We start from the raw sequence: 21694 nt of genomic DNA on the forward strand, positions 1-21694 counted from the left end.
GTCGGTGTCCGGCCGGGTGCCGGCCCCGCGAACCACGGCGCCCCGACTGCCGGGCCTGGCTGGCACCGGAGGCGGGGCGCCGTGGTTCGCAGGGTCAGCGCCCGGGGGTGTGGTGGTGGCGAATCTCGTCGAAGCCTTCGCGGGTGAGAAGTTCGCGGGCGTCGCGGGCCATGCGGTGCTGTCGGCGCAGTTCGTCCTCCGGTACCCGCTGGTGGTCGGGCCGGGCGGCGTTCCGTGCGAGGCAGAGGGGCAGCGGGGCGTCCGTCAGGACCGCGACCGCGCGGCGTCCGTGGAGGTGGGCGAGGTCGACCAGTTGGAGCCGGTGGTGGCGCTCGCAGCTCACGTTGTCGACGAACGTCGTGAGCCCGCGTCGCAGCCGCATGCTCAGGATCTGGTGCTGGAGCAGGAGCGCGTCGGCGGTGGCGTCCTGGTCGCCTGGTTCCGAGGCGAGGGCGCGCAGTCGGTCGAGGCTGACGATCTGGTGCGACGGCACGTTACGCAGCAGCGTCGACTTGCCCGAGCCGCTGGGGCCGACCATGACGACGACGACGACGTCGCCAGGTTCGACGGGGTCGAGGGTGTGGGTTCGGGCGGTGGCGGGGGTGTTCATCGGGTCGGTGCTCACGGTCTTCCCTCCGGTGGCGGGTGTCGGCCGGGCGGCCGCGCCGCGCACCACGGCGCCCGCCGCACCGGCCTGGATGGCAGGGGCGGCGGGCGCGGTGGTGGGCAGCGTCGGGGCCCGGAGGGGTCAGCGGTCCTGGAGTTCGGCGGTGCTCTCCTCGGCCGGCAGGGCGAGGAGGGCCGCAGCGGGCAGGGCGGCGCCGGTGGAGCCGTGGGCGACGGCGGCGACGAGGCCCGCGACGGTGGGCGGCACGGCGTCCAGGTCGATGTTCGAGGCACGGACGTGGTCGCCGTCCACGCGCAGGCCGAGGGCGGTGGCGCGGGTGCCAATCAGCCAGGCGGACCCGTTGTTGACGACCAGGCCGCCGACGGCGTTGCTGGGCACCTCCACGGCGACGGAGCCGCTCTCGTCGCTGATCGTCAGGGTGCGCGGGTAGACGTCGCGGGAGACGCGGGTGATGACGCCGTGGACGGCGACGAGGGATTCGGAGGGGGCGGCGGCGAGGCGGCGCAGGTTGTCCATGGAGTGGTGTCCTTCCGGTTGTTGGTGCTCGGGTCGGCTGGGACGAGTGGTCCGGGGCCGGCGGCGACGGTCCGCTCGCGGCAGGACCGGGCCGGCCCTGCGGGTCAGGTGGCGCGGACGGGCGGGGCGGACGGGCGGGGCGGGTCAGGCGTGCAGGTCGAGCGCGCCGCCGATGTACTCGGCGCGGGTGAGCGGGTAGCCGGCCATCTCGACCACGGCGTGGCCGGGAACGTCGGCCAGGACGGCGAGGAGGTCCTCAGCGGTGAGCCGGCCGGTGCGCTCCGAGGCCCGGGTGAGGTGGCCGGCGCCGGTGTCCGGGGTCGGCTGCGCGGGCTCGGGGGCCGCCTGGGCGGGGGCGCGGTTGATGCGCGCGCCGTACAGGTAGCGGCCGGCTTCGATGTCGCCGTCGTCCGGTCGGTTGCCGGACGCGCCGTCCTGGGCGGGTGCCGCGTCCGGGGTGGGGACGAGGGTGTCCTGGCCCGGCGCGGCGGGGCTGATGTCCGAGTTCTTCGCGGCGAGATGGGCGGGGTCCGGCTCCGGGCAGACCAGCTCACCGCCGGGCAGGATCCGCCAGCCGCAGGACCGGGCCGCGGCGACGACGTCCTCGGGGGACTCGTAGTAGCCGTACTCGTCGTCCAGCGGCTCGTTGCACATCACGCACCAGGCGGAGTGCACGATGTGCGGACGGACGCTGCCGGCCCGGGCCGAACGCGGGCGCCGCCACGCGGTGCCGTGGTGGAGGACCACGGCGTGCACGACCGCGTTGCAGGGCGAACCGTCGTCCATGTCGGCGGCGACGGCGTTGTGCTCGGTGGCCTCGATCAACGCCTCGCCGAGGCTGGGCATCGGGACGATCTGCTCGATGCCGGTCAGCCACAACGCCCAATCCTGGGACGGGTCGCCGACGACGGCCGGCTGCTCGGCGAACAGGCCTCGGCGGGCGATGGACTGGGCGGCAAAGGCGATCACCGGCGCGGGCGCGGTCGGCCCGGCGGAGGTGGTGTTCACGGTGGTGTCCTTCCTGAAGGGTTCGGTTCGGGCGGGTGGCGGGTCAGCGACCGGCGCGGGCCGGTTCGAGGTCGACCGGGGTGGTGAAGAGGTCGACGCGTGCGAATCCCTCGGCGAGCAGCCGCTCGGCGGTCGGCATCAGCTGCTCCTGCTCACACAGGACGTGGTCCGGGACCACCCGTTCCCGGGCGGCGTTCAGCGCGCGGCGGCCCCCGAGTGGGACATCGAACAGCACTGCGGCGCAGGGGCGCTGCCAGTAGCGGGCGCGGGCGAGGAGGTGGGCGCGCCAGGGCTGCTCGAGGGCGGTGGAGTCGATGACGGTGGTCAGGCATCGGGCGAGGCGGGCGTCCAGAAGGAGGTCGAGGACGTTCGCGGCGACGGTGCTGGCGCTCTGGTCGGCAGCCGAGTCGGTGGCCATCGCTCGGTAGTCGTCGAGGGAGAGGCACTGGGTGGCCGGCCAGCGGCGGGCGAAGTGGGTCTTGCCGGCGCCGGAACCGCCGACGAGGACGATCAGCGTGCCAGGGGCGAAATCGGTGGGGTTCACGGGGTCCTTCTGTGGTTGGCGTGGTGGGTGGCGGCGGGCGGGCCCGGGGCGGTGGTCACCCGGCCCCGCCGGTGTGTCAGCGGTTGAGGCGGACCGGCATGATCACGTACCGGTAGGGCTGCGCCGCGATGTCGTCGTCGGTGCCGGTGCGGGCGGTGATGGCGGCGGGCTTGGGGTTGTCCCCGACATGCAGGACCGCCTCGGCCGCGCCTGCGGCCTTGATGCCGTCGGCGAGGTCGTTCGGGTTGAACGCGATCGTGTACTCGCCGGTGAGGTCTCCGTCCGCGTGGACCTCGATGCGCTCGGAGCCGTGGGCGTTGTCGCCGCTGCCGGCCTCGATGCGCAGCAGGCCGCCGTCGAGGGTGAGTCGCACAGGGGTGTTGTCGCGGGCGACCAGGGCGACGCGCTGGACGGCCTGGTGGAGTTCGGCGGCCGGGGCGGTGATGGTGGCGGTCGTCTCGGGGATCGTGGAGCCGCAGGAGGACCAGCCCCAGCGATCGCCGTCGCTGTGCAGAGTCAGCGGCCGGTCGGCACCGTAGGCGCGGGCGAGGTCGCCGAAGACCTTCGTGGGGACCAGTGCCTCCAGCGGCGCGGCCGGTCCGTCCGTCTTCTTCTTGCCCTCGGCCGCGGGGCCGGGGCTGGCTGGACTGTGAGGCGGCGGGAGCCAGCCGGGAACGAGGATGCGGCCGTCGTCGGCGACCTCGGCGTAGACACGGTCGGTGGCGTAGACCTCATAGTCGCTGGCGGACAGGTGCAGGCCGTCGGCGGCGGTCTCCAGGAGCAAGCCGGCCATCACGGACACGACGGGCTTGGCGGAGATCGCGCGGACGGTGTGGGTGACGGCGGCCGTCAGATGCTGGACGGGCAGGCGGAGCTTCACGATCGGGTCCTCTCAAAGGCGGGGTGCGCGATGATGGGTGCGGGCTCCTGGGTGCTTGCTTCACCCAGGAGCCCGCCCGGGCCGATTCGGCCCGCACGCGCCGGGGCCCCGAGGAGAAAGCGATCTCCTCGGGGCCCCGGTGCGTTGTCTCAGAGCTGCGGCTGCTGCCGTTCGGCTCGGAGCTCGGGGTGGTCGTCTTCGAAGCGCTGGCGGATGCGCTGCAGGGTGGCGCGGGAGATGCCGGGGTCGATCAGGCCCCTGCTGGCCAGGGCCTCGCGGATCTCCTCGGCCCCGGGCCGGCGGCGCAAGGTGGTGTAGAGCCGGCGCAGGGCTGTGGGGGTGTCCTCCTGCGGCGACGCGGCGACTGCGGTGTCGGCGTTCTGCGCGGGGATCGCGATCACCGGGACGGCCGGGACAGGCGGGGCAGCGGTGTCCGCGCCGCGGTCGGCGGCGATCAGATCGGCCAGGTCGTGCAGTTGGTCGGCGGTGAATTCGAGCCGGGTGTAGCCGATGGTTCCGGCGGCGTCGGTGGTGAAGGCGACGAGGGCGGTAGTGCCGTGGCGGTACTCGACCGCGAACTGGGTGACGGCGCCGACGACCTGGGCGGTGGCGGGCATGGTGTCCATCCGTTCTTGGGGCAGTGGTCCGGTGTTCAACGAGGCCCGGATGCGGGAGCGCTTGCTTCGCTCCCGCATCCGGGGTCTCGGCCTCACGTTCGGCTACGCGGAGTGGAGGTTGCGCAGAGGGGCTAGGCCGGGTTCGCGGGCTTCGAGGGCGTCCCTGACGCGCTGGCAGGTGGAGCGGGAGGTGTTGCGGTCCGCGAGGCCGCGCCGCATGAGCTCCTCGTGGATCTGGCTCGCGGTGGGGCGGGCGCCCAGGGTGTCGTACAGCGGGCGGACGGCCGCCTGCCGGGCGAGGCTGAGTGCCTGGTCGCTCATGGCTCCGACCTCGTGGGCGGGCACCGCCCACGAGGTGCCCGCTTCGAGTTCGCGGCGGGCGGTGGTGGTTGCGCCACCTGCGGCGATCTCCCGCTCAGATGAGCGCTCGCCCCTCGCGGGCTGGGCGGGAAGCAAGGTGCCGTGGGTGGTGGGCAGCGGCTCGCCGCCGTACGGCGGGCGCGGCGCGGATCCGCCGTGGGCGTCGGCCGTGTCCGTCTCGGGCCCCGCGGGCGCGCCGGGCCGCTCGGCGGTGTCGTCGTGCGCGGCGGGGCCGTGGCCCATGAGGGCGTGCACCCGCCAGATGACCACCGGCACGACCATGGCGAGCGGCACCGCCACCCAGGCCTGGACCCGCCACGCTCCGTCACGAAGCTCGACGCCGGCCAGGTGCAGCTCCGCCAGCAGCGCGGCGATCTGGCAGAGCATCATCACCGCCAGAGCGACGACGACCTCCCCGCGGATCCGCTTGCGCTCCGCTGCCCCGCGGACCCGCGACAGCGCCCTGGTCGCCGCGACGACCCAGACGTCCACGGCGATGGGCAGCAGCCAGGCCAGCGACGAATCGACGCCGGCCATCACCGCCAGGCGGTGTTCACCGGCGGCGGTGTAACCGACGCCCGCCCACAGCGCCAGCTTCGGCAGGAACTTCGAGACGCCCGTGGTGCTCCACCACCGCCATGCCCGACGGGGCTTGCTGCGCTGGCGGGCGGCCTCGGCCTCCCGGATCCGCTGGGCCTCCGCCTGCAGGGTCTCGACCTCGGCGCGGGTCTCGGCCATGTCGGCCTGGGCCTCGGCGAGGTCCTCGCGCGCGGCGGCCTGGATCTCCCGCGCCTCGCGCTTGGCCCCGTTGAGCAGGCGTTCGGCGTCGGCCTGTGCCCGGCCGGCGACGGCGGCGGCCAGGCGGTGCTTCTCCTCGGCCTCCGCAGTGGCGGCGGCGATGGCCTCCTCGGCGGCCGTCCGGATCCGCTCCACGTGCTCCTGGCCGCGCTGGCGCAGGTCGGCGGCGTCCTGCGCGCCCTGTTCGCGCAACTCGGCGGCCTCCGCGACGGCCTGCTCGACCTCGGCCTGGGCGGCCTGGTCGGCGTCCTCGCGGATCTGGTCGGCCTCCGTGCGGGCCTGCTCGGTGATCCGACCGGCCCGCTCCTCGGCGTCCAGGACGTGCTGGGCGGCCTCCTCCTCGGCCGCGGCGACGAGCTCGCGGGCGGTCTCGGCGGCCCGGGTGCGGACGTCGGCGGCGCCGGTGGCGGCCTCGGTGAGTACCTGGTCTGCGGCGAGCTGCGCGGTGCGCTGCACGGTCGCGGCCAGGGTCCGGGTGTCGGCCAGCTCGGCCTCCGCCTGCGCCCGTTCCCCGGCGGTCTCGGCCTGCACCCGGGACAGTTCGTCGCGGGCCCGGCCGAGCTGCTCGCGGACCTGGGCGACGTCGGCGGCGGCCTGGCGGCGCAGCTCGTCGCCCTGGCGCTCGGCCTGCTCGGTGAGGTCGGCGGCGTCGCGCTTGGCGGTGGTGAGGATGTTCTCCGCGCGGACGGCGGCGGCCTGCTCGGCCTGGGCGGCGAGGGCGCGGGCCTGCTCCTCGACGCGGTCGAGAACCTGCCGGGCTTCGTGCTCGGCTTCGGCGCGCACCTTCGCGGCCTGCTGTTCGGCCTCGGCGAGGAGGCCGGCGGCCCGCTCGGTGGCGTCCTCGAGCAGCCGGTCGGCCTGCGCGTGGCCGGCCGCGTCGGCCTGCTCGCGCAGTTCCTCGGCCTGCTCGCGGGCTTCGGCGAGCAGCCCGTCGGTCCGGGTGCGGGCATCGGTGAGCGTGGCGTCGGCCTGCGCGGCGGCGTCCGCGCGGACCTTGGCCGCGTGCCGCTCGGCCTGGACGCGCGACTCCTCGGCTGCGCGGTGCATCTGATCGCGGATCTGATCGGCCCGCTCCTCGGCCTCGGTAAGCAGGGTGTCGCTCTGGTGGCGGGCGTCGGTGAGGATCGCTTGGGCGCGCTGCTCGGCCTCGGCGGTCAGGTTGCCGGCCGTCGCCCTGGCGAGACCGGTGATCCAGTCCGCCGACTGGCCGGCCTCGGTGCGGATCGCCTCGGCAGCACATTCGGCACGCTGCGTGACCGTCTCGACCTCGGCGGCGGCCTGCTCGCGCAGTGCTTCGGTCTCCTCGGTCCACTGCTGGGCGGTGGCCAGCTCGGCGTCGGCCGCGCGGCAGGCACGGCGCAGCAGGGCGTCGGCGTCGGCCTGGGCGAGGTCGCGGATGTCGGCGGCGCGGTCGGCGGCGTCGGCCAGGATCTCGTCGGCCGACCGCCCGGCCGGGACCACCGGAGACGGGCCGACGGGGCTCGCCGGGGTGGTCGGGGTGGGGGTCTTCGGCGCGGAGGAAGCCCGGGTGCGGGTGCGGCCGGCGGGTGCCTGAGTGGGCTTCTTGGTGGTGCTGCGGGTGCGGCTGGCCGGGGCCATGGGCGGCAGGCTCCTTGTCTGTAGTGGTAACGGCGCGTGACGGCCGCAAGGGCCGGGGAGGGCTTCCGGCACCGATGGGGGACTGGGTGCGGAAACGGCCCCGACAAGCGGTGTCGGGGCCGTTTCCAGGGGGTGGGCGGATCTGATCCGTGTGATCTGTTTCCGCAGTTCACGATCCGTTTGCTGATCCGTGGGCGATCCGCGCTGATCCGTGGTTGATCCGTGTCCGGCACGGGTCGGCACAGATCAGCCACGGATCGCGGCACGGATCGGCGAGGCCGTCGCGCGGCTACTTTGCGTGCTGACCGCGGAGCGTGGTGAACGCCGCTTCGATGTCGCTCAGCCGGTAGCCCGACGGGGGGTTCTTGCTGTCGAGGTCGAACCGGCGAACCGTCGACAGGGCGGTGATGCCGGCCTGCTTGAGGTCCTTGCCGATCTTCTTGACACCCTCGCGACGACGGCTGGCGGGCTCCTGGCCGTCCCACTTGCGCCACTCGTCTCCGGTGGTGGCGAGGTGCTCGAGGACCTGGTCGGTGAGAAGGAAGCCCGGGTCGCCGTGCTTCTCGAACGCCTCGCGGATCGCCAGCAGCACCGACGGCAGGTCCTCGTCGCCGCCCGCCTCGGCGGGCTCCGGGGTGATGGTGACGGTCCCGGCGGCGAGCCGCTCCTGCGTACGGAGAGTAGCGGCCTGGGCGTTGAGGAAGGTGGCCTTGCGCAGGATCGGGTCCCGCAGGCCGGGGGCGATGATGTAGAACGCGCCGGCGTCGGCAAGGTCCCAGTCACCGGGGCTGGGGACCAGGCGGTGCGGCATCCAGCCCTCGGAGATCGCGGTGTCCGAGCCGACCACCAGCGGCACGTCGGCCTTCCGGCACGGCAGCATGATCCGGATGCCGAAGACGTCGGCGATGGCGTCGCCCACGACGTCGCTGGTGGCGTCCTGGCTCACCAGGATCACCGTGACGCGCGCCTTGCGGCCGATCCGGCCGAGCTTGATCACCTTCTGCTTCTGGTCCTTCGTCAGCTGCGGGTGCTCGTCGACGACGACGAACACCGCCGGCGAGTCGTCCGTCACCTGCCAGTTGTCGACGTCGTCGCCCATCTGCTCGGTGCGGATCTCCGCCTCGCGGATCGCCCAGTCGAGGACGTCGTCGATCTGCTCGTCGGTGTAGGCGCGCTGGGCGGCCAGGTGGCGCAGCGGCCCGAGTCCGCGGCCGGTGGGGTCGACATCGACCACGATCGCGTCGGTGCAGCTGGTGATGTAGTCGGCGAGCGTGCGCACGATCGCGGACTTCCCGCCGCCGGGGACGGCGATGACCATGATGTTCTGCCCGGCGATGGTGACCTGGGTGGGGCTGCTGTCCATGGACGGGCCGAGCGAGAACGGCCGCAGGATCGAGTTCGAGCGCGGGGCGTAGGCCGGGTGCGGAGGCATCGGGTCGAACGGGTCGCCCAGCAGGATCCGCAGCACCACCGATCCGGCGGCGGCCGTCTGCGGCTGCGCCATCACACCGCCGGCGCGCACGCCGAGGGCGACGTCCAGCTGCGGCAGGCGCAGGACCAGGTCGGCCGGCTTGCCCTTGATGAGGTGGGCGGTGGCCTTCCATCCCCACTTCTCACGGGTCACGTCGGTGACCGATCCGATGGCCAGGCCTTCCCCGGTCAGGGCGCGCAGGACGGCGGTGCCGGCCTGCTCCTCGGTGGTGGCCTGGCCGATCCGCAGGGGCTGGGCCTCGGTAGCGACGTTCGCGGCCTGTTCGGTCTTCTCCATCTTGTTCTTCTTCTCCTTCTTCTTGTCGGTGTCGGGCTCGTACGCCAGCGACGGGACATCGGGGAGCTCACGGCGCCAGGCGGGGAAGCGGCCCTTCCCCCAGGCCGCGACGGTGAAGCCGGCGGCGGTGAGGGAGGGGAGGACCAAGCCGCCGATGGCGAGCTCGAGGCCGCCGACCGCGAGCACCAGGACGGCCAGGCCGACGCGGCGGCGGTTGGCGGTGCGGCGACGGTGGCTCTCCAGCTCGGCGTCGCTGGGGTCGATGTGGCCCGTGTACGCCTGCTGGTGGATCTCACGGACGCGCTGGCGCCAGGCCGCGGCCTCCCCGCGCAGGGCCTCGGCCGCCTGGACGGCCGCCTTGTGGTCGGCCGGGGTGGCCTCCTCGCTCTGCCCGGCCGACAGCGCGCGGCGGGCCTGCTTCTCCAGCTCGGCGGCCTTCTCCTCCAGGGCCTCGATCTGTGAGGCGTTCTTCCCATGCCACTGGGTGTAACGGCGGTTCAGCAGGGCGGCGCGCAGATGGGCGGGCGTCTCCTGGGAAGCGCTGACCCATTGGCCGGTCTCGTCCTTGATGACGGTCAGGCCCTGGCGGAACGCGGTGTACTCGCGGCGGCCCTGGCGGGCCATGGCGGCGGCGAGGCGGGTGCCGAGGCCGGGCCCGTCGCCGCCCGCGCCGTCGCCGCCCGCGCCGCCGCTGCCGGCGCTGTCCATGGGGGGCGGGCCGCCCCGGTTCGGGCCGGGCTGGCCGTCGGTGAGGAACTCGCCCTCGGCCTCCAGGTCGATGACGATCGGTTCGGGCGGGTAGGTGGTCACGGTGCTCCTCCGGGCGGCGGGCGGTGAAGGGACGGCGGGTCAGGCGTTGTCGGGGGAGTCGAGGACGACCATGGGCATCTTGCGGGTGGACGCCGGGGCCGGTTCGAGGTACGGGGAGCCGGGGTGGGCGGCGCTGATGGCCGGGGCGAGCACCGGGTAGAGGCGGCGGGCGATGGCGCGGGCGGCGCGCTCGGCCGGGTCCGTCCCGTCCGACTCCATGTCGGCGTGCAGGACGGCGGCGAGGTGGACGAGCTGCGGCCCGGACAGGGCGACCGTCATGAGGGCGTCGAGGCCGGCCGGGTGGCCGTGGAAGCGTGTGGCGTCGAGGCCGGCGAGCAGAGTGGCCAGGTGCGGGCGGCGGCGCAGGTGGTGCCAGGTGTCCGGCCGCATGACCAGCAGCATGCCCGTCAGGGCCGCGGCGCGGTCCAGCGTTGTGCGCAGCTCGCGCTCGCGGTCGCGGCGCCGCTCGTCCAGGTATTCCTGGTGGCGGCGGGCCGCGCGCTTGTCTCCGATCATCGGGGTTCCTCTCTCGCAGGGGTCGGCGGTACTCGTGGCTGTGGGCCGACCGGTCCGGGCGGTTGCGGCCGTCCGCACACGCCGCGCCGCCGGCTTCCGCGGGTGCGGGCCGGGTGGCGGGTGGGTGCGGGCGACCGGTGGCGTCCGGGCCGGGTCAGGCGATGGTGCCGACGAGGGCCTGGCCGGCGGAGTTGACCAGCGGGATGACGGTGGCCATGACGAGGCCGCCGAGGGTCGCGGACAGGCCGAGCAGCGTGCCGGAGATGATGCCGAGGCGCATGCGGGGCTTGGCCTTGGTCGGGATCTTCTTCCACGCGCCGAGGATCACGACGGTGAGCAGCAGGAGAATCAGGTTGCCCATGCCGGTGAGCTCGTACTGGGAGGTGCGGGCGGCGAGGGTGGTGTTGCCGCCGGTGGAGCCCCACATCGCGAGGCTTCCGGCGTTGTTGCCGAACCAGGTGATCGCGCCGGTGGTGAAACCGATCAGGCCGGACGTGGTGGCGGTGGCGATGCCGCCGTAGAGCATGCCGGCGGCCATCGGGACCAGGTCCAGGGCGCCCTTCGTCGCCTGGTTGCCGTTCTTGATGCTGCCGACGGCGAACCTGCTGATGTGCCAGGTCGGCAGCGCCAGGCCGACGAAGAGTCCGCCGATGGTCAGCGTGGTGGCGGTCTCGAACACGGTGGTGACCTCCTGAGGAGAGACGAAGAAGAGAAAAGAGAGGGATCGGGTGGCCGCGACGGGGCGGCCGGCGGGTCAGTGGAGGGCGCCCAGGAACTGGGCGCCGAGGGCGTTGACGGCGGGGACGAGGGTGGCGGCGGCGAGGCCGGAGATGCCGGCGGCCAGGCCGAGTGCGGAGCCGGATACGGCGCCCGCACCGATCTGGGCGCGCAGTCGGGCGTCACAGCACTTCCACAGCAGGGCGGTGGCGGCGGCGATCAGCAGGGTGGCGACGCCGCCGGGGCGGGTGAGGCCGGCGTCGCCGGGGTGGGCGAGCAGTTGCTCGCTTCCGCCGCCGGTGACCTTGTTGCCGAGCGGGTTGGTCGCGCGGGTGACGAGCAGGTGGGTGGCGAGGCCGAGCAGGCCGCCGGAGCACAGCGCCGAGAGCAGGCCGGACAGCAGGCCGCCGGCCAGCGCGAAGGTGTCGGGGAGTTCGAAGCCCCGGCGCCACCAGCGCAGGGCGGTGCCCACCAGGATCGCCAGGGCCAGGCCGAGGCCGCCGACCGAGAGCTGAGTGGGAGTCACCCGCGCCTCCTGCGGCGGCGAACGGAACCGACGGGCGGGGCGGGGCAGGTGGGCGGGCGGGGCGGGGCGGGCACGGCGGGCTTCTCCCGTCAGTGGGCGAGGATCAGGTGGACGAGCAGCGGTATGAGGTGCACCCCGGTGAGCGCGGAGACCGCGGGCGGGGTGAGGAGGACCAGGAGGTCGCCGGCGGCGGCGCGGGTGTGGGAGGAGCCGCGGCGGGCCAGGCGCCACAGCCGCACCGCGGCGAGGAGGTAGACGGCTCCGGCGGCGGCGCGTCCCGGCCACCACGGCACGGACAGCGCGAGTCCCGCGAGGTCGGCGACGACCGCGACGGCGGGGCGGCGGCCGGCTTCGGCGAACCGGCCGCGGGGGGCGGGCAGGTAGGGGATCCCGGCGGCGGCGACCACCAGGTCACGAATGATGATCACGACGTCCTCGCGGAATCGGGGGCGGTACCGGGCGGCGGGTCAGGTGAGCAGGCGCGCCAGGCCGGTGAGCAGGGCGTAGGCGGCGTACAGCGCGGCGACGGCGACCGTGCCGGCCAGCAGCGGGGCCTGACGGCGCCGCAGCTCGTCCGGGGTCCACGGGTGTCCGCGCCAGGCGGCGACGGCGTGGGCGAGGACGATCAGCGCGGCATAGGGCAGGGCGAGGACGGTGAAGCCGACCAGCAGGATCGTGGGCACGGAAGACATCAGGCTCCCGTCCCGATCCAGGCGAGGCCGAGCAGGCCGGCGGGGGTGATGAGTCCGGCGGCGACCCAGGAACAGGTGTGCACCCGCACCAGCCACCGGAGCTTCCGGTGGTCGTGGTAGCACCACTCCAACACCGCCGAGGCGGCGAGGAACGCCACGATCACGCCCCACGAGTCACCGGCGACGTGCAGGAGCTTGTTCCAGAACGTCTCGGCGACGACACCGCCGATGATCAGCGCGATCCCGTTGCGGACGGGGCGCACCACGCGGATGTCGAACCGCGGCGGCGCCGGGACGGGCGGGGCGGGCGGGGCCTGGACGATGTACTGCGCGGCGATGTAGGTCGCGGGCGGCGACCAGGCGGGGGCGGTCATGGTCGCCGCCCCGCCACCGCCGCCCCAGCCCGAGCCGCCGCCCGACGGGGCAGGGGCGGAACCGCCGCCCCAGCCGGAGCCGCCGCCCGACGGGGCGGGGGCGGAACCGCCACCACTACCGCCGCTGTTCCAACCGGAACCGCCCGACGGAGCGGGAGCCGACCCGCCGCCCCCGCCGCCGGTGCGCCACCAGCTGCCCGGGCCGGGCGGCTGCGGCGGGACGCCCGCGGAGGGCGGCTGGGCGGGCATGGGCGGGACGGCCGGGCCGGACTGCGACGCGTCGTCATCGTCGTCGTCGCGCTCGGAGGACAGCGCCACGGTCGTGGGCTCGATCGGCTCGTCAGACATCGGCGTGCTCCGGCGTCGACTCGGAGGCCTGGCCGGCCTGGGCGGCGGAGACGTTGACGACGACGGTCCGACGGCGGCGCGCGGCGCGGCGCCTGCCGGCGCGGGCGGTGAGGGTCTCGGCGACCAGGAGCATCCCGGCCGTCACGGCGGACCCGGCGAAACCGACAGCGAAAACCTTGTCGGAGGTGATGTGCATGGTGCGCGGCCCTTTCTCGGGCGAGGGGTGCGGAGGTGGGGCTGTGCGGTGCTGCGGGGCCCGGTGGCTCCCCGGACCGGCCGTCCCGCGCGGGGGTGGGGGACGGCCGGCCTGGGCAGCACCGGGCCGGCCGCCGCCACGCCCGGCATGGCACGGGCCGGGTCGGCGGCGGGCGGCCGGCGGTCGGTCAGATCTGGTTGGGCCGGAGATCGAAGAACACGGTCGAGGCGCCGGCCAGCTGCGGGGTCCGGCGCACCATCTCCCCGACCAGCCACGTGTAGACGTCCTGGCGGCTCATCCCGGTCGGCGAGCAGGTACCGGAGGACGTGGCCACCACGTAGCTGGCACTGTTCGGCACGGGCTTCTGCAGGGTGAGGACGTAGTGGTGCGTGCCCTGCTCCTGCGCGGCGGCGGAGGACTGGGCGGTTGCGGTCCGGGACAAGGGGAACTCCTCGGCTGACGGGTGGTACGGGCGGCGGGGTCTGACGGCGTGCGGTGGTGCGGGGCCCGGTGGCTCCCCGGACCGGCCGTCCCGCGCGGGGGTGGGGGACGGCCGGCCTGGGCAGCACCGGGCCGGCCGCCGCCACGCCCGGCATGGCACGGGCCGGGTCGGCGGCGGGCGGCCGGCGGTTGGTCAGATCTGCTGGGGTCAGATGTCGTCGCCGGCGGCCAGCGCGATTTCCTCGGCGACGTCCTCGACCGGCCCCAGCGCCCGGCGGGCACCGGTGAGAAGGGCCGAGCGGGCGTCGCCGTCGCCGTCCTGGGCGGCGGTGAGGTAGGCCAGCGCCTCGTCCAGGGCCTCCACGCTGTCCTCGTAGGTGATCACCGGCGAGGCGTCGGTCAGCCACCGAAGGAAGCCGGCCGCGGCGCGGGTCATGCCGATCAAGTCGTCGACGTCGGCGGTGGTCGGGTCGTCCGGGGCCTCGAACTCGCCGCCCTGGACGGCGAGGTAGGCGAGCCACCTGCCATGGCGGCGGGCGATGTCGTCGAAGGTCGCGATGTTCTTGGCGCTGGTGGGCATGCGGTTCTCCTCTTGGGGGATGTCTGGATGTCACTTCGAGCTCGGTGGCGGTGGCGGCGGCCGGGCGGGGCGGCGGACGACAGCAACCGGCGCGGGTCAGGCGGCGGCCAGGTGGCGGAACACGGCGACCTGCTCGGGGTGGGCGACCTCGTCGAGCAGGTGACGCTGCTCCAGGAGCGCGCCCGCCGTCGGGCCGGCGGTGAGGACGGGGCCGTCGAGGATGTGCTCGGCCCAGTAGGTCAGGGCGCTCTCGCCGGGCTCGGCGAGGACCTGGTCGCGGGCCTCCCAGGCGGTGCAGTGCTGGACGGCCGCGGTCGCGCCGAGGAGACGGACGGTGATCCGCCACACCGGCCACGCGCCGATGCGGGGGCCCGGGTCGATGGCCAGGACCTCGTAGACGGCTCCGGCGTAGCCGGAGCGGTAGATCCCTCCGACCTGGCGCGGGCCGATCTGCCGCGCGACCCACCGGCGGTAGGAGTCGGCGTCGTAATGGGCGCGACGGGCGGGGGTGGCGGTGCGGGCGCGGTACTTCACGAACAACCTCCAGGGCAGGTGGGGCAGAGAAGCGCCGCCGCGCCCGGTGGTGGGCGCGACGGCGCGGGCGGCGGTGCGGGCGCGGGGCGGTCAGAACTCGCCGTTGTCCACGGCGCGCCAGAAGTCCTCGAGCTCCGCGGCGTCGTTGTCCTCGATCGCCGCGTGGATCTCGTCCTCGGTGGCGTTCTCGTCGAAGAAGGGGTGCGTCATGGTCGGTCCTCTCGGGTGGGTGGCGCCGTGGTGGCGCGGATCAGGGGTGGGGGCGGGGTTCTACTTCGCGGGCGGCGGCGCGGGGGCCGGCGGCGGCGCGGGCGCGGGGGCGGGGGTCGGCAGGGGCTGCGGCTGCGGCGGCACGCCGTAGCCGCCGTTGAACTGGTGGTCGGGCATGAATTGCTCCCTTCTCAGTTCTGCTGGCCGCCGGCGCGGGCGGCCGCCTCGCGGGCGCGGCGGAGCGCCTCGTCCATCTGCTGGCGCTGGGCTTCCTCGGCGGTCATCGGGCGCCTCCCTGCTGCTCGGCCTGCTGCTGGCGCAGCGCCTCGGCCTGCTGGCGGGCGGCCTCGGCCGCCGCGGCGGCCGCGTTGGCGGACTCGATGCGGCGGGCGACTTCCTGGTCGCCGAGGTTCTGGTGGCTCATCGTCAGCACCCCGCCATCTGCGGGCGCGGGCCGCCGAGTCGGCGGGTGGTGGTGCGGGGGCGGCGGCGGTTGGCGGGGGCGGGTCGGGTGGCCGGGGTGTCCGTGGTGGTGCGGATCAGGCCGGCGGGGACCTCGCGGTGGCGGGCCTGGTCGGTGCGGACGCGGTCGGTGAGGGTGCGGGCGATGGTGAGGAGGGCGTCGAGGCCGGTCAGGTGGGCGGGCAGGCCGTGCTCGGCGACGTGCAGCCACACGTCCTGGGTGAGGTCCTCGTCGAGGTCGGTCGCGGTCGGGCCGATGGCGGCAAGGAGTTCGGTGACGGCGGCCTGCAGGCGGCACGCGTAGCGGGTGTAGTAGTGGGTCAGGTCGTCGGGCTGACGGTGCATGATGGTGGGCACGGTCGTACTTCCTCTCGCCTGGTGGGCATGGTGGTGTGGCCGGTCGGGCCTCGGGGGTGCAGTCCCCGAGGCCCCCTTCACGGCTGAGGTGCTGGTCGTACGGACGACCACGGCCGCCGCCCACCCCGGCGTGTGCGGGGTGGGCGGCGGCCGTGACGGGCCGTGCGGCGGCGGTGGGGTCAGGCCGCGCGGGGCCGGGTGGCACGCGACCGGACGAAGGTGGCGGTGACGTCCAGGCCGGACGCGTCGACGACCTCGACGTCCCAGGCGTGGCCGCGGCCGGCGGCCCGCATCACGACCGGACCGACCAGCTCCAGCTGGCGCCGCGTCAAGGTCCGCTCCATCAGCCGCTCGTAGGGGCCGTAGGAGTACCGCAGCAGGAACGTCTCCTCGACCGGCCGCACGGCCGGCACCGGAACGAGCTGCCGGACCGCGATGTACGGCGCCGCCAGGTTGCGATGGGTCCGGGCGACGCCGACCACCGTGACCCGCCGACCGGAGGCATAGTGGTCAGCGGGAGTCGTCATCGCCGAAGCCAGATCCAAACGAGCCAGGCCACGGGCGCCGTCGTCGGCGAGCAGGTGCAGCCACACGGTACGGCCGGTGAACCGCCGGTCGGTGATCGTCGCGGTGGCGGTGACGAGGCGGGCGTCGGTAAGCCGGTACAACGGCGCGGTGGCGGGGCCGGCCAGGCCGAGGAACGTCACGCGGAACGCAGCGCCAGCGCCGGTGGCGGTCGGGGCGGTGGTAGTGGTCGGGGTGTCGAACGTGGTCGTCAACGTGGCCTCCAGGGGCGACGAGAAGCGGCGGCCCGGAGATTCCGGGCCGCCGCAGCGGGGGTGATGGTGATTCAGTTCGTGGTGCTGCTCAGGGCGGCTCAGGCCGCCACGGTCCGGCGCACCGGGCTCGCCGCACGGATCGCGGCCTCGGTGCGGGTTTCGGCCAGCGCGCGGGACTCCTCGCGGGTGTCGCGCTCCTCGACCTGCAGGTCGGGGCCGTACAGGCGACGGCGGCTGTCCGCGTGCAGCGCGAAGGAAGTGCTCCGGCGGACCATGTCGGCGGTCTCCGCCGCGGGGTACCGCTCAGCCCACTCGGCGGTCCGACGCCGTAGCTGCCGCTTCGCCTGGGCGCGCTCGACGCTCTGCTGCTCCTGCTCGGTGCGGGCCTGGGCGGCCCGGCGCTCCGGCTCCCGATACAGCGCGACCCGCAGGTCGCCCTCCAGGCGCAGGCCGTCGGTGCAGTGCGCCGCCGGACCGGTGCAAGCGGCGCAGCGGGAGCGGTGCGTCTCGTAGATGCGGCGGGCGGTGGCGGCGGTCGGCGCGGCCGAGGTGAGCTGGTGGAGCGCCGGCGGCTTCGGGGTCGGCACCTTGCGCAGGACCTTGGTCGGCCGGCGGGCAGCGACCTGGGTGCTCCCCTCCTCGATCTGCTTCGCCCAGGCCGCAATCTTGACGTCGATCTCGACGATCCGGCGGGCGGAGGGACAGCGGGTGTCCCGCTGTCCGGCTTCCAGCTCGGCGCCGGACAGGTCGGTGGAGTAGTGGTCGCGGATCGTCAGCGTCGTACCGCCCATGATCCGCTGCCAGGAATCGCAGGACGGGCAGACAACGGTGTGCATCTCGTCCGGGCGGACGTTGTAGCTGCTGGGGAGCAGGGTGGAGAGCCTGAGCGGGGGGAGGGAGCTGCGGCGCTTGGTGCGGGTGCGAGCGGGCATCGGGGCCTCCTGGCAGGGAGAAGGGGGAAGTCCGGGGGAGCGGGGTTGCTGCTCTCTCCGCCCGCCAGGCCCGGCCTGATCGGCCGGCGTCCTGGCGGACAGGCAGCGCAGCACGCTGCTCAGAAAGTGGTTCTGGTGTTGCTATGTAGGCGTCCGACGCGGGGGAGCTAAGGGCTCGACCCCTGCCACCGAAGTGACTTTTCGCCACCGCCCGAAGGCGGGTAACACCACTGTTTTGCTCCGGCGTTGTCAACGCCGGCCTTGCTCAATCAAGGTATCCATCCATGGCAACTATGTCAACATGCATGCCATGGCTATCTATGGCGAAGCGCCGGATGTACGATGCGCCCATGAGTAGCGACCCGAGCCGGCAACAGGTGCCGTATCAACAGCTGGTGCAGGCTGTCCTTGCGCAGATCCGCCGCGGAGAGCTCCGCCCGGGCGACAAGCTCCCCAGCACCAGCCGACTGGCTGCTGAGCACGGTCTGGCGACCGGAACGGTGCAGCGAGCCCTGGCCGAGCTGCGCTCCCGCGGCGCCGTCTACTCCCAGGCAGGACGCGGAAGCTTCGTGAGTTCCCCGGAGGCTCCAGCGTCGGCTGTTCCGACGCTGGAGGATCTGGCACGTGAGCTTGCCGAGCTTCGCGAGCGCGTCGAGGGGCTGGAACAAGCTCAGCGGACTGGGTTTCGAAATTCCTCGAGTACGTAGGAGTCATCACTCACCTCCAGCCGGTCGATCCGATAGCGGGGCGGGGTAGTCCAGCTCCGATGCCCAGAAGCCTGCCGGGACTTCCCGGTGCTGTGGCTGGTGTGGTGCTGCGGCAACGCTGCGGACTGAGGCTCGCGTCGACAAAGATCTAGTTCATGATCCAAACCGCCCTGCAGATCAGCGTGGCGGTGGTGCTGCGGGTCTGCTGCGGAGTAGGCACACGACCGCGATTTAAGGCACAACTCGTTGTTAGCGTCGGAGAGTCGGTCGAGGGGGTCTCGGTGGGCACAGTGCAGCGCTGGACTGGAAAGGAATCGCGCGCATTACGGGAAGCCAAGCGCCAGTCGGTGCGGGGATTCGCGGCCTACCTGGGCGTCGGAAGCCGGACAGTGTCCGACTGGGAGTCACCTTCCAATCCGAAGGCGATCAGCAAGCTCCTCCAGGAGGCACTGGACTCAACCCTGGAGCGGTGCAGCCCGGCTGAGCAGGAGCGGTTCTGGGGAGCAATCGGCAAAGTGCCGGGGGCTCCCGCGACACCGGGCAGCTTTCTCCCTATTCCGAACGCGGAGCCCAGTCTGGTGCGCAGGAACACTGACTTTGATGGCCTCATCTCCGTCCTGGAGGAGGCCCACAACGCCGAGGGAATCGCGACGGTCGCCGTCGTAGGTCCCGGGGGATTCGGCAAGACGACCATCGCAACGCAGCTGGTCAACAACGAGCGGATCCAGGAACTCTTCCCGGAGATCCTCTGGGTAGAGACTGGCGAGGACTGCACCCCGGCCCGAGTCGTGGAGCTTGTCTCCGACGTCTGCGTCCACCTCAGCGGGACCAGGCCTGCGCTGACGGATCCGGAGCAAGCCGGCTTCCATCTCGCACGGCTGTTGCAGGATCGGCGAGCGTTGCTGGTCATCGACAACGTGTGGTCCGCCGCCGACCTCTCTCCGTTTCTCCTTGGCGGCGAGGAGTGCGTGCGGCTGGTGACGACACGGAACGTCCGGGTGTGTCCGTCAACCGCGCAGGTCGTGCGGCTCGGGCCGATGACGGCGGCCGAGATCAGCGAGATGCTGACTCGAAACGTCGCCTCGCTGCAGCACTCGGAGGCCCAGCAGCTCGCCGAGCTGCTGGGCGGTTGGCCGCTGCTTGCGCAGATTGTCGGTTCGACCGTCGGCCAGGACGTGGCTTCGGGGGCGTCCTCGGGGCGCGTTGTGGCGGAGACGTCGGAGACGATCCGCGACTACGGGCCGCAGGCCTTCGACGTGCTCGACGCCGACCAGCGGCGCAGCGCGATCGGTCAGGCGATTGCGTCCAGCCTGGATGGCTTGGAGGAGAGCGTCGTACTCAACGGCGCTTCGGACCTGCGGGCGCGGTACATGTCGCTGGCGGTGTTCCCGCCGGCAACGGCGATCCCGGTCCGGGCGCTGACGCATTGGTGGAAGGTGGCGTTCGGTTGGTCTCCGCACGCCACCAGGCAGTTCTGTCGTGTCCTGGCGGACCGGTCGCTGGTGAGCAGCTATCAGGCGGACACGGAGACGATCACGCTGCATGACGTATTCCGGTCCTACTTGCGGCACTTGGTCGCGGATGACTGGGCGCAGTTGCACGGCTCGCTGCTGGATGCGTTTCGCGATTCGACTGGCGGCCGGTGGGAGGAGCTGGGCGCCGAGCAGGGGTACCTGTGGCGTCACCTGCCGTACCACCTGCGTGAAGCTGCCCTGGAGGACGAGCTTGTTGCGCTGCTGTCCTCTCCCTCCTATGTGGTGCGGAAGGTCGCGCTGGTGGGGGAGCAGTCGCTGGTCGCCGACGCGGCGGTCCTCGACGCCCTGCCCACGGGGCGGCGCTCGGCCGCGTGGACGGCGGCGCGGTTGATGGCGGGCTCCGGGTATCTGCTGACCGGGCTGACGGAGCCGGCCGATGTGGCCGCGACGCTGTCGATCGCCCTGCACCGTTCACCTTCGCCAGTAGCGCCGGAGGCGCTCGCCGAAACGGCCTCGCTCGGGGCGGCGTTCACCGCCGGGTGGCTGCGCCGCGGCGCGGCGGCCGAGTCGAAGGACGCCGGGCATGTGGGAGCGATCGTCAGCGTCTCCACCGTGGCGAGGATCGTCGCCTCCGGCGGCGAGGACGGCACGGTGCGGCTCTGGGATCTCGATACCCGTCAGCCGCTGCGTACCTTCCGCGCGCACACCGGTTGGGTGTTCGCCACCGCGCTTTCGCCGGACGGAGCGGTTGTCGCCTCCGCCGGGGATGACGGTCTGATCCGGCTGTACCGCACGGACTCCGGCACGCCGGTGGGTGTGCTGGCCGGGCACTCCCGCCGGATCCGGGCCTTGGCGTTCGCGCCGGACCAGCCATTGCTGGTCTCGGGCGCCGAGGACGGGGCTGTGTGCGTGTGGGACACCGGGCGGCTGCTGCTGGTCCGCCGGATGCAGACCACCGGCACGCCGGTGTGGTCGGTCGCGGTCGGCGGCGGGGACGAGCCGGCGATCGCTGTCGCTGGTGAGGACGAGTTCGTCCGGCTCTTCGACCTGGCCACCGGGCGGCTGCTAGACGAGAAGGCCCAGCACCGGGACTGGGTGCGCTCGGTGGCGTTCGCTGCCGGGTCGGGCCTGCTGGCCTCCGGTTCCGGTGACCGATCGGTGGTGGTGTGGGCGACGAAGGGCGGAACACTCACCCCGGTCCGGCGCACGACGGACCTGCCTGGCCGGGTGCGCTCCGTCGTCACTTCCCTCGACGGCGGCCTCGTACTCACCGCGACGGAGGAGCCGACGATCCACGCGCTGACTATTGACGGTGAGGCCGGGAAGACCGCCCTGCCGCCAGGCGTCGACTGGGTCCGCTCGCTCACACGAAGCGGTGATGGCACGGTCGTCGCCGGCTGTGAGGATGGGGCTGTACGGCTGTGGCCGACGCACGGCGGTCCGCTGCAGACACTGGCCCATGGGTCGAACACGACCTGGTCGACGGCGTACTCGAACACGGGCACGGTTGGGCTGATCGGCGATGGCGCGGGGCAGGTCGACCTGGTCGACGCCACCGACTCGACCCTGCTGCGCCGACTGCCAGCAGGGCACGGACGGGTCTGGTCCCTCGCCTCCGGCACGAACCTGGTGGCGGCCGCGTGCGGCGACGGCGCAGTTCGGGCCTGGTCGCTCGCGGACGAGGCCTGGGAACTGACCCTCAACCAGGACACAAACCGTACCTGGGCGGTGGCCATGGCCCGCACCGCTCCGAGGCTGGCGGCGAGCACCGGTGACGGGCACATCCGCTGCTGGGACCTCCCGAGCGGCAATCTGCTGTGGTCGCAGGACGTCCACGCTGGCCGTCTCCGCTCGATCGCGTTCAACGCCGACGGCCAGGTCCTCGCGGCCTGCGGCGGAGACGGATCCGTCCGCGTGTGGAGGGCCGCCAACGGCGAGTTCGTTTCCCGGTTCACCTGCCCGACCGGCTGGGCCCGGGCCGTCACACTCGACGATCAGGGCCTCCGGGCTGCCGTCGGCGCTGGCACTGGCGACATCGCAGTCCGTGACCTGGCGAGCGACCGGTTCACCGCCCAGCTGAGCGGGCACTCCGGCCGCATCCTCATGGTCGCCTTCACCAGCGCCCCGGACCGGCTCGTCTCTGCTGCCGCTGACGGCACCGTCCGGCTCTGGTCGCTCGCCGAGCAGCAGCAGCTCGCCGAGGTCCGAATCGATGGCAGCCTCAACTGTGCCGCCTACGACCAGGTCCACGGCCGCATCCTCGTCGGCAGCGCCGCTGGCGTTGTCGTCCTGGACCTCGACCTGAACCAGTTCTGAGAGG

At 73.5% G+C, this 21694-nt stretch carries 24 protein-coding genes; 2 read left to right on the top strand and 22 right to left on the bottom strand.

What is annotated here, in order from left to right; translation table 11 throughout:
- Positions 1 to 94 precede the first annotated feature (94 nt).
- From ACIQF6_RS33880 to ACIQF6_RS33985, 22 genes are all read right to left on the bottom strand, one after another.
- Positions 95 to 625 carry an AAA family ATPase gene (locus tag ACIQF6_RS33880; protein WP_400902057.1) on the bottom strand — a complete coding sequence of 177 codons (531 nt, stop codon included), beginning with the start codon at positions 623 to 625 and terminating at the stop codon, positions 95 to 97.
- 123 nt (positions 626 to 748) lie between these two features.
- Positions 749 to 1144: a hypothetical protein gene (locus ACIQF6_RS33885; RefSeq protein WP_400902059.1), complete on the bottom strand. Its 396-nt coding sequence runs from the start codon at positions 1142 to 1144 to the stop codon at positions 749 to 751.
- A 144-nt stretch (positions 1145 to 1288) separates the two neighbouring features.
- Positions 1289 to 2152 carry a hypothetical protein gene (locus ACIQF6_RS33890; protein WP_400902061.1) on the bottom strand — a complete coding sequence of 288 codons (864 nt, stop codon included), beginning with the start codon at positions 2150 to 2152 and terminating at the stop codon, positions 1289 to 1291.
- 43 nt (positions 2153 to 2195) lie between these two features.
- Positions 2196 to 2696 carry an AAA family ATPase gene (locus tag ACIQF6_RS33895; protein ID WP_400902064.1) on the bottom strand — a complete coding sequence of 167 codons (501 nt, stop codon included), beginning with the start codon at positions 2694 to 2696 and terminating at the stop codon, positions 2196 to 2198.
- Between the two features lie 76 nt (positions 2697 to 2772).
- Positions 2773 to 3576, bottom strand: coding sequence for a hypothetical protein (locus ACIQF6_RS33900; protein ID WP_400902066.1), 804 nt, complete (start codon positions 3574 to 3576; stop codon positions 2773 to 2775).
- Positions 3577 to 3725: 149 nt separating this feature from the next.
- Positions 3726 to 4202 carry a hypothetical protein gene (locus ACIQF6_RS33905; protein ID WP_400902069.1) on the bottom strand — a complete coding sequence of 159 codons (477 nt, stop codon included), beginning with the start codon at positions 4200 to 4202 and terminating at the stop codon, positions 3726 to 3728.
- A 93-nt stretch (positions 4203 to 4295) separates the two neighbouring features.
- Positions 4296 to 6950, bottom strand: coding sequence for a hypothetical protein (locus tag ACIQF6_RS33910; protein ID WP_400902071.1), 2655 nt, complete (start codon positions 6948 to 6950; stop codon positions 4296 to 4298).
- Positions 6951 to 7239: 289 nt separating this feature from the next.
- A complete protein-coding gene (locus ACIQF6_RS33915) occupies positions 7240 to 9528 on the bottom strand; it encodes a hypothetical protein (RefSeq protein WP_400902074.1) in 2289 nt (762 codons plus the stop codon).
- 39 nt (positions 9529 to 9567) lie between these two features.
- Positions 9568 to 10044, bottom strand: a complete 477-nt coding sequence (locus ACIQF6_RS33920) for a hypothetical protein (protein WP_400902077.1) — start codon at positions 10042 to 10044, stop codon at positions 9568 to 9570.
- Between the two features lie 154 nt (positions 10045 to 10198).
- The gene (locus ACIQF6_RS33925; RefSeq protein WP_400902080.1) at positions 10199 to 10723 is read right to left on the bottom strand and encodes a hypothetical protein; all 525 of its coding nucleotides are present in this window, start codon (positions 10721 to 10723) and stop codon (positions 10199 to 10201) included.
- Positions 10724 to 10798: 75 nt separating this feature from the next.
- Positions 10799 to 11287: a hypothetical protein gene (locus ACIQF6_RS33930; RefSeq protein ID WP_400902083.1), complete on the bottom strand. Its 489-nt coding sequence runs from the start codon at positions 11285 to 11287 to the stop codon at positions 10799 to 10801.
- 89 nt (positions 11288 to 11376) lie between these two features.
- Positions 11377 to 11715 carry a hypothetical protein gene (locus ACIQF6_RS33935; RefSeq protein ID WP_400902086.1) on the bottom strand — a complete coding sequence of 113 codons (339 nt, stop codon included), beginning with the start codon at positions 11713 to 11715 and terminating at the stop codon, positions 11377 to 11379.
- A gap of 39 nt (positions 11716 to 11754) precedes the next feature.
- Complete coding sequence (locus tag ACIQF6_RS33940; protein ID WP_400902089.1) at positions 11755 to 11979, bottom strand: hypothetical protein; 225 nt, start codon at positions 11977 to 11979, stop codon at positions 11755 to 11757.
- Complete coding sequence (locus tag ACIQF6_RS33945; RefSeq protein ID WP_400902091.1) at positions 11979 to 12701, bottom strand: hypothetical protein; 723 nt, start codon at positions 12699 to 12701, stop codon at positions 11979 to 11981. Before ACIQF6_RS33945 ends, ACIQF6_RS33940 begins: the two co-directional genes overlap by 1 nt.
- A complete protein-coding gene (locus tag ACIQF6_RS33950; protein ID WP_400902094.1) occupies positions 12694 to 12897 on the bottom strand; it encodes a hypothetical protein in 204 nt (67 codons plus the stop codon). The genes ACIQF6_RS33945 and ACIQF6_RS33950 overlap by 8 nt, the downstream gene beginning before the upstream one ends.
- Before the next feature lie 187 nt (positions 12898 to 13084).
- On the bottom strand, positions 13085 to 13339 hold the full coding sequence (locus tag ACIQF6_RS33955) for a hypothetical protein (RefSeq protein WP_400902096.1): 255 nt from the start codon (positions 13337 to 13339) through the stop codon (positions 13085 to 13087).
- A 207-nt stretch (positions 13340 to 13546) separates the two neighbouring features.
- Positions 13547 to 13918 carry a hypothetical protein gene (locus ACIQF6_RS33960; protein ID WP_400902099.1) on the bottom strand — a complete coding sequence of 124 codons (372 nt, stop codon included), beginning with the start codon at positions 13916 to 13918 and terminating at the stop codon, positions 13547 to 13549.
- Positions 13919 to 14014: 96 nt separating this feature from the next.
- On the bottom strand, positions 14015 to 14452 hold the full coding sequence (locus ACIQF6_RS33965) for a hypothetical protein (protein ID WP_400902102.1): 438 nt from the start codon (positions 14450 to 14452) through the stop codon (positions 14015 to 14017).
- A 490-nt stretch (positions 14453 to 14942) separates the two neighbouring features.
- Entirely contained in the window at positions 14943 to 15086 is a 144-nt protein-coding gene (locus ACIQF6_RS33970; protein ID WP_400902105.1) for a hypothetical protein, read from the bottom strand.
- A gap of 2 nt (positions 15087 to 15088) precedes the next feature.
- A complete protein-coding gene (locus ACIQF6_RS33975; protein WP_400902108.1) occupies positions 15089 to 15481 on the bottom strand; it encodes a hypothetical protein in 393 nt (130 codons plus the stop codon).
- Positions 15482 to 15660: 179 nt separating this feature from the next.
- Positions 15661 to 16260 (bottom strand): hypothetical protein, encoded by a 600-nt coding sequence (locus ACIQF6_RS33980; RefSeq protein WP_400902110.1) that lies wholly within the window; start codon positions 16258 to 16260, stop codon positions 15661 to 15663.
- Between the two features lie 98 nt (positions 16261 to 16358).
- Entirely contained in the window at positions 16359 to 17192 is an 834-nt protein-coding gene (locus tag ACIQF6_RS33985; protein WP_400902112.1) for a hypothetical protein, read from the bottom strand.
- Between the two features lie 350 nt (positions 17193 to 17542).
- On the opposite strand from ACIQF6_RS33985, the gene ACIQF6_RS33990 reads away from it, so the two are divergent.
- The gene (locus ACIQF6_RS33990) at positions 17543 to 17899 is read left to right on the top strand and encodes a GntR family transcriptional regulator (RefSeq protein WP_400902115.1); all 357 of its coding nucleotides are present in this window, start codon (positions 17543 to 17545) and stop codon (positions 17897 to 17899) included.
- A 155-nt stretch (positions 17900 to 18054) separates the two neighbouring features.
- On the top strand, positions 18055 to 21690 hold the full coding sequence (locus ACIQF6_RS33995) for an NB-ARC domain-containing protein (RefSeq protein WP_400902118.1): 3636 nt from the start codon (positions 18055 to 18057) through the stop codon (positions 21688 to 21690).
- Positions 21691 to 21694: the final 4 nt, after the last annotated feature.

The sequence above is a fragment of the Kitasatospora sp. NPDC092948 genome, from assembly GCF_044754805.1.
Classification (GTDB): Bacteria; Actinomycetota; Actinomycetes; order Streptomycetales; family Streptomycetaceae; genus Kitasatospora.